Source organism: Pseudomonas sp. AS2.8, from assembly GCF_014190935.1.
Taxonomy (GTDB): Bacteria; Pseudomonadota; Gammaproteobacteria; order Pseudomonadales; family Pseudomonadaceae; genus Chryseomonas.
In genome coordinates this window covers 110,671-124,463 of sequence record NZ_JACHVV010000001.1, presented here as the reverse complement: position 1 = coordinate 124,463, position 13,793 = coordinate 110,671, and the positions used below count along the sequence as shown (strand labels likewise).

Here is a 13,793-nt window from a genome sequence, read left to right as displayed (position 1 = left end):
CGCAGTCGTACCTGTAGCACCGGAGTGTCCGGTCACCCTCTACAAGGACCACTGCCATGCCCAGACCTGCCCTCTCCCGCCTCGCCCTGGCCACCCTGCTGGCCGCCCTGCCCCTGGCGCCGGTCGCCCTGGCCGCCGAATCCAGCGCCAAACTGGAAAAGGTCGCCAGCTTCGATCACCAGGTCACCGGCGTGACCGTCAGCGAGAACGGGCGGATCTTCGTCAACTTCCCGCGCTGGACCGAAGACAGTGCGGTGTCGGTGGCCGAACTCAAGCCCGACGGCAGCCTGGTGCCCTATCCGGACCCCGCCTGGAACGGCTGGCGCAATGCCAAGCGCGACGAGCTGACCCCGGGCAATCACTGGGTCTGCGTGCAATCCGTGGTGGCCGACGGTCGTGGCAGTCTCTGGGTGATCGACCCGGGCGCTCCGGCCCAGGCCCTGGTGGTGCCGGGCGCACCCAAGCTGGTCAAGATCGACCTGGCCAGCAACCAGGTGAGCAAGGTCTATGCGCTGGACGAGAGCGTGGCACCCCAGGGCAGCTACCTCAACGACGTGAGATTCAGCCCGGATGGCCGCCATGCCTATATCACCGACTCCGGTGCCCGTGGCGCCCTGGTGGTGCTGGATCTGGAGAGCGGCAAGGCGCGGCGCGCCCTGGATGGCGATCCGAGCACCCAGGCCGAGAAGGGCGTCAAGGTCAAGGCCGATGGCGAGCCGCTGGTGCGTCCGGATGGCCGTGGCGTGGAATTCTCCGCCGACGGCATCGCCCTCTCCCCGGCCGGCGACTACCTCTACTGGCAGGCGGTCAAGGGCAATACCCTCTACCGCATTCCCACCGCGGCGCTGCAGGGCGACGAACTCGCCAGCCTGCCGGCCAAGGTGGAAAAGGTCGGCGAGAACGGTCCGGCCGATGGCCTGCTGATGGACCCGCAAGGGCGCCTCTATGTCAGCGCGGTGGAGGACCATGCGGTGAAGATCCGCGAGAACGGCCAGCTCACCACCCTGGTGCAGGACAAGAAGCTGATCTGGCCGGACACCTTCGGCCGCGGTCCGGATGGCACCGTCTATGTCACGGATTCGCGCATCCCCGAGATGAGCTTCTTCGATCCCAAGCAGAAGCCGGCCCTGGAAACCGTGCTCTACAAGATCGTGCCCAACTGACTTAGAGGCTGTTCAAAGGCTCGCGAGCTAAAGACAAACAAGGCCTAGGCGGCCCCACGAAAATGCCTGAGGAAGCGGATCGGACTCGCGCTCGAGTTTACGGGTGGTAAATGAGCATTCCGACCGGGCTGGCGACCCAGGGCATTTTCAACGCGGTTTGGCCGACGCGCAGCAGACTTTGAATAGGCTCTAAGAGGGTCCGGGCGCCTTGCCCTGTGACCCTCACCTGCTCCAGCATGGGCGTTTTCGCCGTTGGAAAACCCCATGTCCCGCCTGCTGCCCCTGCTCTGCTGCCTGTTCCTCGCCCTGCCCGCCCATGCCGGTACCTACCTGCAACGGCTGCTGGACAAGCCCGTGCCGGGCGGCGTCGCCGTGGTGCCGATCCCGGGCGAGGCGCCGCCGCGAGTGCGCTACCTGGGCAAGCCGGTACTGGTGGTCAAGGACGGCAACGGCTGGGTGGCCATCGTCGGCATCCCCCTGGGCACCGCCGCGGGTCGCCAGCCGCTGGACGTCGCTGGCGCCGCACCCCAGGCCTTCACGGTCGGCAGCCGCCACTATGCCGAGCAGCGCATCACCCTGAAGAACCAGCGCCAGGTCACGCCCAATCCGGAGGACCTCAAGCGCTTCGAGCGCGAACTTGCCGAACAGCAAGCCGCCTACCGGCTGTTTTCAGCCAACCAGCCCAGCAACCTGCTGCTCGACAAGCCGGTGGACGGCCCGCTCTCCAGTCCCTTCGGCCTGCGCCGCTTCTTCAATGGCCAGGAGCGCAATCCACATTCCGGCCTGGACTTCGCGGTACCCGCTGGCACCCCGGTCAAGGCCCCCGCCGCCGGCAAGGTGGTCCTGGTGGGCGACTATTTCTTCAATGGCAAGACGGTGTTCGTCGACCACGGCCAGGGGCTGATCAGCATGTTCTGCCACCTCTCGCGCATCGACGTCCAGGTCGGCCAGGAGGTGCCCCGCGGCGGCGTGGTCGGGCGCGTCGGCAGCACCGGGCGCGCGACCGGCCCGCACCTGCACTGGAACGTCAGCCTCAACGACGTGCGCGTCGATCCGAGCATCTTCATCGGTGCCTTCAAGCCCTGACCGAGCACAAACACCAGGTTGCAATCGCAGGCATTGCCAGGCGCAGGGCGCTGGCTTAAAAGGAACGCCTTCCCTTGCCCGACCTGGAACCGCCATGACCCCAAGACCCCGCTTCGGCAGCGCCCTCGGCAGCATCCTGCTGGTCACCGCGGCCTGCTATCTGCTGGTGGGCTTTTCCCAGGGCTTCGTGCTGTCGGCCTGGTCCTGGCGCACCTGGGTGGTGTTCGCCATCATGGTGACGATCTATCCGGTCGGCCTGTTCGCCGGCTGGTGGAAGAAGCGCGAGCCGGTGGAGCGCTAGGCACCTCGCCCCAGCCGTGGCGGGCATAGGCCCGCTTCAGCCGTTCCTCGCGCGAACTGAACAGGTCGCCGTCCGCCAGATCGCTCGCGGCCAACAGCCGGTCTTCCAGCTCGGCCTGGCTTTCCAGCCGACCGTCCGGGTGGATATGGGTGACCGCCAGGCCCCGCTGCACCAGGCAGGGCGCCACCAGCAGGCCACGATGACAGGTCAGGGGATCGCGCTCGGCGCACAGCAGGGCGATGCGCCAGCGTGCCTGGCCCTGCTCCAGCCGCAGCAATCCCTGCTGGAACAGCGCGCTGGCGGCCAGGCGGTCATAGCGCACCTGCCCATCCTGATAGTGCGCCGCATCCGGACTGCGTGCCCCCAGCTCCCGCCCCAGGAATACATAGACGATCCCCGCCGCGGCCAGGCCGTCGCGCAAGGCCTCGCGGCAATACTGGGGTACATGGCGGCTGTAGGGTTGGGAGCGCACATCGGCCACCGCCGTCACCCCCTGCGCCTGCAGCAGCTCGACATAGCGCGCCAGCGGATGATTGGAATGGCCGAGGGTCAGGATCATGGCGTTTCAGCGCCAGGGATCGAGGCGATACAGCCCGCCGATGGGGCACTCCATACGGTTGCCCCGGGCATCGGTGGAGACGAGGAAGTCACCCGCTCGCAGGCCGGCGGCCCGCGAGCGATAGCCGAGCCGATTGCCGGCGGCCAGGTTGCGGCAGGGCACGGCGAAGTCCACCAGGTAGGCGCGGCCCAACCCGGTCCCCAGTGCCAGGTGCCGGTTGTCCAGGTAGTGCCAGCCGGAAAGATCGAAGCCCAGGATGGTGTCCATGGCCGCGCCCTGCCGATAGCCGAGTTCGGCCAGGCGATCGTCCAGGGTCGGCGGTCCGAAGGGACGCCCGGCGCAACCGGCGAGCAGCAGCACGGCGACGAGGGTGAAAAAGGCAGGGAGGACGCGCATGGAAATTTTCCTGGAAGGGCTGAACCTTGGACCGACCACGGGCGCCGAATACGGCAAGCGGGGCGCAGCTTTGCTAACGTGGCGCCCGTAGTATCCCGTCAAGAGACCCCCTATGCCCACGGCCCTGACCAACCTGATCGACGACCTCGAAAAACACCCGCAACTGCTCACCCTGGTGGCCTGCCTCGGCCTGCTGCTGGCGGCCTGGGTGCTCAACTGGATCGTCAAGCGCATCCTGGTGCGCGGCTTCTATCGCCTGCTGCGCAGCACCTCCTTCGGTCAGGACCAGGAGCTCAATCACCATCGCGTCATCGGTCGGCTGGCCAACATCGTCCCGGCGCTGGTGCTGTCGATCGGCATCGAACTGGTGCCCGGGCGTCCCGAGGCCCTGGTCACCGTGGTGCAGAACGTCTGCAGCGCCTTCATCGTGCTGACCATCGCCCTGGCCCTGGGCAGCGCCCTGAACGTGGTCAACGTGCTCTATTCGCGGCGGCCCTCGGCACGGCTCAAGCCGATCAAGGGCTATGTCCAGGTCAGCAAGATCGTCATCTACGCCATCGCGGTCATCCTGATGATCGCCACCCTGATCGACCGCTCGCCGCTGATCCTGCTCTCCGGCCTCGGCGCCATGGCCGCGGTACTGCTGCTGATCTTCCAGGACACCCTGCTCTCCCTGGTGGCCAGCGTGCAGATCTCCAGCAACGACATCATCCGCGTCGGCGACTGGATCGAGATGCCCCAGCTCAATGCCGACGGCGACGTCATCGACATCGCCCTGCACACGGTCAAGGTGCAGAACTTCGACAAGACCATCACCACCATCCCCACCAAGAGATTCATCACCGACTCCTTCCGCAACTACCGCGGCATGCAGGAAGCCGGTGGCCGACGGATCAAGCGCGCGCTCAACATCGACCAGAACAGCGTGCACTTCCTCAGCGACGCCGAGCGCGAGCACCTGCACCGCTTCAACCTGCTGGACGACTACCTCACCGCCAAGGAGCAGGAACTGGCGGACTGGAATCGCAAGCTGGAAAAGCGCGGCCAGGAGCCGGTCAACACCCGCCGGGTCACCAACCTGGGCACCTTTCGCGCCTATGTGGAGCGCTATCTGCGCGCCCATCCCGGGGTGCACCAGGGCATGACCCTGCTGGTGCGCCAGATGCCGCTCTCCGGCGAGGGTCTGCCGGTGGAGATCTACTGCTTCACCAACACTACGGTGTGGGCGCAATATGAGGGCATCCAGGGGGACATCTTCGACCACCTGCTCTCCATCCTCCCGGAATTCGGCCTCCATGTGTTCCAGCACCCGAGCGGACGCGATTTCCGCAAGCGGCTGGAGCCGACCGAGGCCATGACCTCCCTCGGCGAACCGGGCACCCCGGCGCCCTGACCCGCCCGCCCCAGGCCTAAGGAAAGACCATGATCGTCGTCCACCACCTGAACAACTCCCGCTCCCAGCGGGTGCTCTGGCTGCTCGAAGAGCTCGGCATCGAGTATCGGGTGCAACGCTACGAGCGAGCGGCGGGCGGCCTGTTCGCCCCGCCGGAATTGCGCAAGGTGCATCCGCTGGGCAAGTCTCCGGTGATCGTCGACGGCGACCTGACCCTGGCCGAATCCGGCGCCATCGTCGACTACCTGGCACGGCGCTACGGCCCGCAACTGCTGCCCGCCCAGGACAGCCCGGAGTTCGTGCGCTACACCTACTGGCTGCACTATGCCGAAGGCTCGGCCATGACCCCGCTGCTGCTCAAGCTGGTGTTCGACCGCATCGCCACCTCGCCCATGCCGTTCTTCGCCAGGCCCATCGCCAAGGGCATCGCCGCCAAGGCCACGGCCAGCTTCATCCAGCCCCAGCTCGACCTGCACCTGGACTACCTGGAAAGCCAGCTGGGCGAAAGCGGCTGGTTCGTCGGCGACCGCTTCACCGCCGCCGATATCCAGCTCAGCTTCCCCCTGGAAGCCGCCGCCAGCCGCGCCGGCCTGGACAATGGCAAGCGCCCCAAGCTGGTGGACTTCCTCACGCGCATCCATGCCCGCCCGGCTTACCAGCGGGCGCTGGAGCAGGGCGGGCCCTACGTCTACGCCTGAGGGCTGGGCTCGTTGGACTTCGCTGACGCTCAACCCAACCTACGGGTGCCTGCGCCCCCTCTCCATCGGGAGAGGACTGGGGTGAGGGAAAACTCCAGCCCCGTAGCGTGGAAAACCGCGCCAGCGTTTTCCACTGACGGCACGGCACCTTACCCGCGTGGACAAGGCTGCGCCGTTGTCCACCCTACGAAGCCGAGACTTGGACGCTGATGCCCGCACCCCGTAGGTTGGGCTGAGGCAGCTCCATCGCCGAAGCCCAACAGACACAAGGTGCCTTGGGTGTTGGGCTTCGCTGGCGCTCAACCCAACCTACGCGGTGTCCGGGTGGCCTCGGAGAACCCCCTCTCCCCCTGGGAGAGGACTGGACTGATGGAAAACTCCAGCCCCGTAGCGTGGAAAACCGCGCCAGCGTTTTCCACTGACGGCACGGCACCTTACCCGCGTGGACAAGGCTGCGCCGTTGTCCACCCTACGAAGCTGAGACTCGGACGCTGATGCCCACACCCCGTAGGTTGGGCCGAGGCGGCTCCATCGTCGAAGCCCAACAGGCACACTGAGCCCCGTGTTGGGCTTCGCTGACGCTCAACCCAACCTACTCGGTGTCCAGGTGGCCTCGGAGAACCCCCTCTCCCCCTGGGAGAGGGTTGGGGTGAGGGAACCACGCCTACCGCCGCATCGGCATCCGGTCGACCGTGCCGAACAGCGCCTTGAGCGACCATCCCTGCTGCTCACGCACCTTGACCCCGCCGTCCTTGCCCACCAGATAGAGCGTGGCCGGCTGGCCGGCACGGGCGTCCAGGGCCTTGAGCAGCGCCCGGGTCTGCGCCGGCCGCAGCGGCTCGTCATTGCGACTGCCGGCTTCCCCCACCACCGTATAGAGCACCATTTCCCGCTCGACGAAGGCTTCGCGATTGGCCGGCTGCGCCAGTTCCTCGCGGAGCTTCACCACCTGGGGATCATTCGCCGTCGGCGCCACCAGGATCAACGGTCGGGTCTTCCAGCGTTCCGCCTCCAGGGGGTTGTCGGCCACCTGGGCGGCCGACGCCAGACCGGCGATCAGGGTGGTCGCCAGGCCTGCCAGCGCGAGAGTCTTCATGGACGCCTTCCTTCCGTTCGGTTGCCGGGAATCGTCCAGCATTGACCCCTGCCCGGCGCCAGGAATCGCCCCGGTGATCTCGGGTTACACAAAAAACACTAACCCGCTCTTTTAGAAATCACCAATACCCAGCCTCAACTAGCAATAAATCCTCATGAAACTGACCTGAGCGAACATTCCTGCCAATTTCAAAAAGAACGTTGCGAGACTTGCCCCGGGCGGACTAACGTTAGCGCCATGCACAACGCCCATACCCTCATCCTCCTCAGGCAGCACCGCTGCTTGCGACTGGTCAGTCCACGACTGCGAAGCTCGACCGCGCTCGCTTCGTAAGTCCCGACCACGCCCAAGGAAAGAATCGCCATGACCATGCTCAAAGATCCCTCGCAGAAGTACCGTCCCTTCACGCCCGTCGCCCTGCCCGACCGTACCTGGCCGGACAAGGTCATCGACAAGGCGCCGATCTGGCTGTCCACGGACCTGCGCGACGGCAATCAGTCGCTGATCGAGCCGATGGACGCCGAGAAGAAGATGGCCTTCTTCAAGTGCCTGGTCGCCGTGGGCCTGAAGGAGATCGAGGTGGGCTTCCCCTCCGCCTCCCAGACCGATTTCGACTTTGTCCGCGAGCTGATCGAGGGTGGTCACATCCCCGACGACGTCACCATCCAGGTGCTGACCCAGGCCCGTGACGATCTCATCGAGCGCACCTTCGAATCGCTCAAGGGCGCCAAGCGCGCCATCGTCCACTACTACAACGCCTGTGCGCCGAGCTTCCGCCGCATCGTCTTCGGCCAGGACAAGGCCGGCGTCAAGGCCATCGCCGTGGCCGCCGGCCAGACCATCGTGCGCCTGGCGGCCGAGCGGCCGGAGACCCAGTGGGGCTTCGAGTACTCCCCCGAGGTGTTCAGCTCCACCGAGACCGACTTCGCCGTCGAAGTGTGCAACGCGGTGATCGCGGTGTTCGCGCCGACCCCGGCCAACAAGCTGATCCTCAACCTGCCGGCCACCATCGAGTGCGCCACGCCCAACAACTACGCCGACCAGATCGAGTGGTTCGGGCGCCACATCGACCGCCGCGACAGCGTGCTGATCAGCGTCCACACCCATAATGACCGCGGCACCGGCGTCGCCGCCTCGGAACTGGCGGTGATGGCCGGCGCCGATCGCGTCGAAGGCTGCCTGTTCGGCAATGGCGAGCGCACCGGCAACGTCTGCCTGGTGACCCTGGCGCTCAACCTCTACACCCAGGGCGTCGATCCCGAGCTGGACTTCTCCGACATCGACGCCGTGCGCAAGACCGTCGAGGAGTGCAACCAGCTGCCGGTGCACCCGCGTCATCCCTATGTCGGCGACCTGGTGCATACCGCCTTCTCCGGCTCCCACCAGGACGCCATCCGCAAGGGCTTCGCCCAGCAGAAGCCGGACGCCCTCTGGGAAGTCCCCTACCTGCCCATCGACCCGGCCGACATCGGCCGCGACTACGAGGCGGTCATCCGCGTCAACAGCCAGTCGGGCAAGGGCGGTATCGCCTTCCTGCTGGAACAGGAATACGGCATCAGCCTGCCGCGCCGCATGCAGATCGAATTCAGCCAGGTGGTGCAGCGCGAAACCGATCGCCTGGGCCTGGAGATGACCGCGGCGCAGATCCACGCCCTGCTCGAACAGGAATACCTGCAGGCCAAGAGCCCCTACGCCCTGGTCAGCCACAAGCTGCGCGAGGAAGACGGCACCTCCACCGTCGACATCAAGGTCGCCGTCGAGGGTCGTACCGAGCACTGGCACGGCACTGCCAAGGGTCCCCTGGAAGCCCTGGTCGCCAGCCTGCCCCAGGCGGTGGAGATCATGGACTATCACGAGCACTCCATCGGTGCCGGCGCCAACGCCAAGGCCGCTTCCTATATCGAGGTCCGCCTGGAAGGCCAGCGCCCGCTGCATGGCATCGGCATCGACGAGAACATCACCACCGCCAGCTTCCGCGCCCTGCTCAGTGCCCTGAATCGCGCGGTCACCCAGGCCCAGGCCAAGGCCGCCTGACCCTGACATTGGTCAAGCCCAGGGGAATACCGACCGGTATTCCCTTTTTTTATGGCCAACCAGCGGAGATACTCCCCGCTTCCTCGGGATCGTCTCGTCAGCCCGGCACTTGCCGGCTGAGCGCGTGTCTGGATAGGCAATGACTTCCACTCTGTCGCGAAACACCTCTCCGCTGCGTGACGCCACCGCGCTGGCGCTGCTGTTCCTGATCAGCTCGGTCCTGTGCATCCTCTTCACCCGCCAGGCGTCCTCCACCGTGGCGACCCTCTGGCTGCCCAATGGCCTGGCGATCGCCTGGCTGCTGCGCTCCGCCCCCCGTCGCTGGCCGCTGCAGCTGCTGGCGACCTGGCTGGCCGGCGCCCTGGCCGAGCTGCCCTTCAGTGGCCAGCCGGCCATCGGCGCCCTCTATTCCTTGCCCAATCTGGCCGAGATCCTGTTCGGCGCCTGGCTGCTGCACGATCGCATCCTCCATCCCGAACGCAATGTCGCGGCCATGGGCCGACTGCTGTTCTACGGGGTACTGGTGACGCCCCTGGCCGGTACCGCCCTGGGGACCCTGATCGCCGCCCAGCAGGGCAACCCGGAGTTGCTGCGAGTCGCCCTGCACTGGTACCTCGGCGACGCCCTCGGCCTGCTGGTGGTGATGCCCCTCGCCTTCCTCCATCGCCCGCTGCAGTGGCAGCAATTCAGCCGCCAGGGCGCCCGCGATTTCATCGTCCTGCTGCTGATCAGCCCGGTGCTGGTGCTCACCCTGCTGGCCTATGTGCCCTATCCCTTCGTCTACGTCTCCACCCTGCTGCTGCTAATGACCCTGAGGCTCAGCGCCGCGGGTACCGCGGTGGTGGGCGGCCTGAACATCCTGATCTTCACCTACCTGGTGGCCCACGGTTATCTGCTCGGTGTCCGCGGCGCCTCCCTGATGGATGAAGCCCTGACCTACATTCCCGTGGCCCTGATGCAGATTCCACCGCTGCTGCTGGCCGCCGCGGTGCAGCAGAGCCGCCACCACAACCAGCGCCTGGCGCGCAACGAGGCACGCTTCCGCCACGCCCTGAGCGCCGCGCCCTATGGCATGGCGCTGCTGTCGGTGGAAGGCCGCCTGAGTCAGGTGAACGTGGCCCTGGAGGTCATGCTCGGTTATCCGCGCCACAGTCTCGACGGCCGCTTGCTCCAGGAGTTGATCGCCGACGCCGAAGAACCCCTGACGATCGAGGAAGGCGAACAGACCCGGCGTCTGCTGCACCGCGACGGCCAGGGGTTGTGGATGCAACTGGCGCTGTCGCCCGACCATGACGACGGCGACCTGCTCACCGGCTATTTGCTGCAGGTTCGCGACATCGATGCCAAGCGGCGTGCCGATGCAGTCAACGCGCACCTGCGCGAGCGCTTGCAACTGGCGATTCGAGCGAGCAACGTCGGCATCTGGGAGTGGGACAGCCGCAGCCGCCAATTCGTCGCCGATGCCAAGGTCCATCAGCTTTACGGCCTGCCCACGATCGATGGCTACCACGAACTGGAGACCTGGATCGAAGCCCTGCATCCCGAGGATCGCGATGCGTCCATGGCGCTCTTCCGCGAATCCATTCGCAACCTCGCCTCCTATGAACACGAGTTTCGCATCGTCCGCCCGGATGGTGTCGTGCGCAGGATCCGCTCCGAGGTGATCGCCATCGAGAACAGCGAGGGGCACTGCCGCATGGTCGGTAGCAATAGAGACGTCACCGAGCACAACCAGCTGACCACGGCGCTCTACGAGGAAAAGGAACGGCTGCAGGTCACCCTGGCCTCCATTGCCGACGCCGTGCTGACCACCGACATGGAGGGTCGCATCCTCTTTCTCAATCCGGTCGCCGAACAGCTCACCGGCTGGTCGCTGGCGGATGCCCAGGGGCGCCCCCACGAAGAGGTCTTCCGCATCCACGACAGCCAGAGCGACGAGGTCCTGCCCAGTCCGGTGACCCGCTGCCTGCGCGAGCAGACCATCACCTCGCTGGACGAGGGCGCGGTGCTGCTCAGTCGCCAGGGTGAAAGACACGAGGTACAGGACTCCGCCGCGCCGGTACGTACGGTGGATGGCCACATCATCGGCGCGGTGCTGGTGTTCCAGAATGTCACCCATGCCCGCAACCTGCAGCGCGAGCTGAGCTACAACGCCTCCCACGACGCCCTGACCGGTCTCTACAACCGCCTGAAGTTCGAGCAGGAGCTGGACGCCGCCTGGCAGCAGGCCCAGGCCGGCACCACCCAGCATGCGCTGTGCTTCATCGACCTGGACCGCTTCAAGGTGGTCAACGACTCCGCCGGCCATGCCGCCGGAGACCTACTGCTGCGCGAACTGGGCACCCTGTTGCGCGACTCCCTGCGCGGCTCGGACGCCGTGGCGCGCATCGGCGGCGACGAATTCGCTCTGCTGCTGCGTGATTGCGACCTGGTACAAGCCGAGGCCGTCGCCGAAAAGCTCATCGCCAGCATCGGCGCCGTGCGCTTCAACTGGCAGAACCGGATCTACGACGTTGGCGCCAGTGCCGGCATCGTCGCCATCACCGCCGAAACCCGCAGCCCGGCCGAATTGATGAGCCAGGCCGACGTGGCCTGCTACACCGCCAAGCACGCCGGGCGCAATCGCGCGGCGCTCTATCGCGCCGGCAGCGAGGACGTGGAGCGCCAGCACCGCGAGATCCTCATGGCCAGCGGCTTGCGCGAGGCCCTGGAGCAGCACCGCTTCGAATTGCACGCCCAGGCCATCGTCCCCACCCGCGCCACCGGCGGCACCGCGCAGCACGTCGAGTTGCTGCTGCGCCTGCGCGATGTCCAGGGCCAGCTGATCTCGCCGGCCACCTTCATCCCGGCCGCCGAGCGTTTTGGCCTGATGAGCAGCATCGACCGCTGGGTGGTGCGCCAGGTGCTGGTCGAGCTGGTGCCCTGGCTGCAGGAACGACCCGAGCTGCACGTGGGCATCAACCTCTCGGGCAATAGCCTGAGCGATCCCGACTTCCTGCCCGAGTTGCTGGAGCTGATCGCCGCCTCGCCGCTGGATCCGCAGCGCCTGCTCTTCGAACTGACCGAGACCGCGGTGATCAACAAGCTCTCGGTGGCCTCCGCGCTCATCAGCCAGGTGCGCGAACGCGGCTGCCGCATCGCCCTGGACGACTTCGGCGCCGGCCTCAGCTCCTTCGCCTACCTCAAGCATTTCCGCGTCGACTACGTGAAGATCGACGGCAGCTTCATCCGCACCCTCGACCAGGATCCGCTGGATCGCGCTATCGTCGAGTCCATCAACCAGGTCGCCCATCACCTCGGCGCCGAGACCATCGCCGAATTCGTCGAATCCCAGGCCACCTTCGAATTGCTCGGCACCATCGGCGTCGACTACGCCCAGGGCTATGCCCTCGGCAAACCCCTCCCCCTGCGGGAGTGGCCGGGATCGTCGCGCCTCGAACCTTGAGCCGCGGCCATCGGTCGTAACCTGCATGACTCCCCCAACCGGATGAGGATTCCATGCATACACGTACCCTTGGCCACTCGGACCTCCAGGTGCCGCCGCTCTGCTTCGGTGGCAACGTCTTCGGCTGGACGCTGGACGAAGCCCAGTCCTTTCGCATGCTGGACGCCCTGCTCGAGGCGGGCCTCACGTTCATCGACACCGCCGACGTCTATTCGCGCTGGGCACCGGGCAACAGCGGTGGCGAATCCGAAACCCTGCTGGGCAAGTGGTTCGCCCGCAGCGGCAAGCGCGACCAGGTGATCCTGGCCACCAAGCTGGGCATGGACATGGGTGAAGGCCGCAAGGGTCTCAAGGCCAGCTATGTGCAGCAGGCGGTAGAGGCTTCGCTCAAGCGCCTGCAGACCGATCGCATCGATCTCTATCAGGCGCATTGCGACGACGAGGACACGCCGCTGGAGGAAACCCTGGGCGCCTTCGCGCGGCTGGTGGAGCAAGGCAAGGTGCGGGTGATCGGCGCCTCCAACTACAGCGGCCAGCGCCTGCGCGAAGCCGCCAGGATCGCCGAGCGCCTGGGCGTGCCGGCGTACCAGAGCCTGCAGCCCCACTACAACCTGCATGCCCGCCAGGATTACGAGACCGACCTGGAACCGGTGGTCGAGGAACTCGGCCTGGGCGTGATCAGCTATTTCTCCCTGGCCAGCGGCTTCCTGACCGGCAAGTACCGCACCAAGGACGATCTCCAGGGGTCACGCGCGGAGATGGTCAAGCGCTACCTGGACGAACGCGGCGTGGCCATCCTGGCCGGCCTCGACGAGATCGCCGAAAAGCACGACGCCACCCCGGCCCAGGTCGCCCTGGCCTGGCTGATCGCCCGCCCCAGCATCACCGCGCCGATCGCCAGCGCCACCTCCCAGGCCCAGCTCGACGACCTGGTGGCCGCCACCCGGCTGCAACTGCCGGCCGATGACATCACCCTGCTGGATCAGGTCAGCGCCTATCGCTGAGGTGTCGCGATCACGGACGCGCACGGAGCGGTCCCCTCTCCCTCCGGGAGAGGGTTGGGGTGAGGGCAACCCCAGCAACTGACATCGAGAGAGGAAAAGGCTGCGCCGTTTTCCACGCTACGGTCTTCATCAGCTCCTACCGCACATAATCCAGTGGCAAGGCCGTGCTGTACTTGATCTGCTCCATGGCGAAGCTGGAGCTGACGTCCAGCAACCCCGGCACCTGGATCAGCCGCTTGTAGACGCCGTCGTAGGCGGCAATGTCCGGGACCACGATGCGCATCAGGTAGTCGGTGTCGCCGGCCATGCGATAGAGCTCGACCACCTCCGGAATGGCCGCCACCGCCTCGTGGAAGCGCTGCAGCCAGTCCATGGCGTGCTGATTGGTGCGGACCGAGACGAAGACCGTCACCCCCACATTGAGCTGTCGTGGATCGAGCAACGCCACCCGGGCGCGGATGACGCCCTGCTCCTCCAGCTTCTGGATCCGCCGCCAACAGGCGGTGGTGCCCAGGCCGATACGCTCGGCGATATCGGCCACCGGTCGGGTACTGTCCTGCTGCAAGATCTCAAGAAGGGCGCGATCGAAGCGATCCATGAAATGATTTTCTCTATAAA

The 13,793-nt window shown here is 66.3% G+C and carries 12 protein-coding genes; 8 read left to right on the top strand and 4 right to left on the bottom strand.

The window, feature by feature from the left end; all coding sequences use genetic code 11:
* Positions 1 to 56 precede the first annotated feature (56 nt).
* The 3 genes from FHR73_RS00580 (at position 57) to FHR73_RS00570 (ending at position 2,550) form a co-directional block, all read left to right on the top strand.
* Positions 57 to 1,163, top strand: a complete 1,107-nt coding sequence (locus FHR73_RS00580) for an L-dopachrome tautomerase-related protein (protein WP_183628704.1) — start codon at positions 57 to 59, stop codon at positions 1,161 to 1,163.
* A gap of 264 nt (positions 1,164 to 1,427) precedes the next feature.
* Complete coding sequence (locus FHR73_RS00575) at positions 1,428 to 2,249, top strand: peptidoglycan DD-metalloendopeptidase family protein (RefSeq protein WP_183628702.1); 822 nt, start codon at positions 1,428 to 1,430, stop codon at positions 2,247 to 2,249.
* A gap of 94 nt (positions 2,250 to 2,343) precedes the next feature.
* Entirely contained in the window at positions 2,344 to 2,550 is a 207-nt protein-coding gene (locus FHR73_RS00570; protein WP_183628700.1) for a hypothetical protein, read from the top strand.
* Here the strand turns inward: FHR73_RS00570 and FHR73_RS00565 are convergent.
* Together FHR73_RS00565 and FHR73_RS00560 are read right to left on the bottom strand one after the other, a co-directional pair.
* Positions 2,480 to 3,109: a DUF488 family protein gene (locus FHR73_RS00565; protein ID WP_260175347.1), complete on the bottom strand. Its 630-nt coding sequence runs from the start codon at positions 3,107 to 3,109 to the stop codon at positions 2,480 to 2,482. The genes FHR73_RS00570 and FHR73_RS00565 overlap by 71 nt on opposite strands.
* Positions 3,110 to 3,115: 6 nt before the next feature.
* Positions 3,116 to 3,505 carry a DUF6491 family protein gene (locus FHR73_RS00560; RefSeq protein WP_183628698.1) on the bottom strand — a complete coding sequence of 130 codons (390 nt, stop codon included), beginning with the start codon at positions 3,503 to 3,505 and terminating at the stop codon, positions 3,116 to 3,118.
* Positions 3,506 to 3,617: 112 nt separating this feature from the next.
* Here FHR73_RS00560 and FHR73_RS00555 point away from each other — a divergent pair, with 112 nt between their 5' ends.
* Together FHR73_RS00555 and FHR73_RS00550 are read left to right on the top strand one after the other, a co-directional pair.
* Positions 3,618 to 4,898: a mechanosensitive ion channel family protein gene (locus FHR73_RS00555; RefSeq protein ID WP_183628696.1), complete on the top strand. Its 1,281-nt coding sequence runs from the start codon at positions 3,618 to 3,620 to the stop codon at positions 4,896 to 4,898.
* 29 nt (positions 4,899 to 4,927) lie between these two features.
* On the top strand, positions 4,928 to 5,596 hold the full coding sequence (locus tag FHR73_RS00550; protein WP_183628694.1) for a glutathione S-transferase family protein: 669 nt from the start codon (positions 4,928 to 4,930) through the stop codon (positions 5,594 to 5,596).
* Between the two features lie 664 nt (positions 5,597 to 6,260).
* On the opposite strand, the gene FHR73_RS00545 is transcribed toward FHR73_RS00550, so the two are convergent.
* Complete coding sequence (locus tag FHR73_RS00545) at positions 6,261 to 6,692, bottom strand: DUF4174 domain-containing protein (protein WP_183628692.1); 432 nt, start codon at positions 6,690 to 6,692, stop codon at positions 6,261 to 6,263.
* A 363-nt stretch (positions 6,693 to 7,055) separates the two neighbouring features.
* On the opposite strand from FHR73_RS00545, the gene leuA reads away from it, so the two are divergent.
* The 3 genes from leuA to FHR73_RS00530 all read left to right on the top strand — a co-directional run bounded on the left by leuA (position 7,056) and on the right by FHR73_RS00530 (position 13,175).
* Positions 7,056 to 8,726: a 2-isopropylmalate synthase gene (gene leuA, locus FHR73_RS00540; RefSeq protein ID WP_007162440.1), complete on the top strand. Its 1,671-nt coding sequence runs from the start codon at positions 7,056 to 7,058 to the stop codon at positions 8,724 to 8,726.
* 139 nt (positions 8,727 to 8,865) lie between these two features.
* Positions 8,866 to 12,171: an EAL domain-containing protein gene (locus tag FHR73_RS00535; protein ID WP_183628690.1), complete on the top strand. Its 3,306-nt coding sequence runs from the start codon at positions 8,866 to 8,868 to the stop codon at positions 12,169 to 12,171.
* A gap of 53 nt (positions 12,172 to 12,224) precedes the next feature.
* Positions 12,225 to 13,175, top strand: coding sequence for an aldo/keto reductase (locus tag FHR73_RS00530; RefSeq protein ID WP_183628688.1), 951 nt, complete (start codon positions 12,225 to 12,227; stop codon positions 13,173 to 13,175).
* Positions 13,176 to 13,311: 136 nt separating this feature from the next.
* Here the strand turns inward: FHR73_RS00530 and FHR73_RS00525 are convergent, their stop codons facing one another.
* Positions 13,312 to 13,773, bottom strand: a complete 462-nt coding sequence (locus FHR73_RS00525; protein ID WP_183628686.1) for an Lrp/AsnC family transcriptional regulator — start codon at positions 13,771 to 13,773, stop codon at positions 13,312 to 13,314.
* Positions 13,774 to 13,793 lie beyond the last annotated feature (20 nt).

What these genes read in the sequence shown, in the direction of transcription:
- FHR73_RS00565 (WP_260175347.1), bottom strand. Translation starts at nt 3,109, where the DNA reads ATGATCCTGACCCTCGGCCATTCCAATCATCCGCTGGCGCGCTATGTC.
- FHR73_RS00550 (WP_183628694.1), top strand. Translation starts at nt 4,928, where the DNA reads ATGATCGTCGTCCACCACCTGAACAACTCCCGCTCCCAGCGGGTGCTC.
- FHR73_RS00580 (WP_183628704.1), top strand. Translation starts at nt 57, where the DNA reads ATGCCCAGACCTGCCCTCTCCCGCCTCGCCCTGGCCACCCTGCTGGCC.
- FHR73_RS00530 (WP_183628688.1), top strand. Translation starts at nt 12,225, where the DNA reads ATGCATACACGTACCCTTGGCCACTCGGACCTCCAGGTGCCGCCGCTC.
- leuA (WP_007162440.1), top strand. Translation starts at nt 7,056, where the DNA reads ATGACCATGCTCAAAGATCCCTCGCAGAAGTACCGTCCCTTCACGCCC.
- FHR73_RS00555 (WP_183628696.1), top strand. Translation starts at nt 3,618, where the DNA reads ATGCCCACGGCCCTGACCAACCTGATCGACGACCTCGAAAAACACCCG.
- FHR73_RS00545 (WP_183628692.1), bottom strand. Translation starts at nt 6,692, where the DNA reads ATGAAGACTCTCGCGCTGGCAGGCCTGGCGACCACCCTGATCGCCGGT.
- FHR73_RS00525 (WP_183628686.1), bottom strand. Translation starts at nt 13,773, where the DNA reads ATGGATCGCTTCGATCGCGCCCTTCTTGAGATCTTGCAGCAGGACAGT.
- FHR73_RS00570 (WP_183628700.1), top strand. Translation starts at nt 2,344, where the DNA reads ATGACCCCAAGACCCCGCTTCGGCAGCGCCCTCGGCAGCATCCTGCTG.
- FHR73_RS00535 (WP_183628690.1), top strand. Translation starts at nt 8,866, where the DNA reads ATGACTTCCACTCTGTCGCGAAACACCTCTCCGCTGCGTGACGCCACC.
- FHR73_RS00575 (WP_183628702.1), top strand. Translation starts at nt 1,428, where the DNA reads ATGTCCCGCCTGCTGCCCCTGCTCTGCTGCCTGTTCCTCGCCCTGCCC.
- FHR73_RS00560 (WP_183628698.1), bottom strand. Translation starts at nt 3,505, where the DNA reads ATGCGCGTCCTCCCTGCCTTTTTCACCCTCGTCGCCGTGCTGCTGCTC.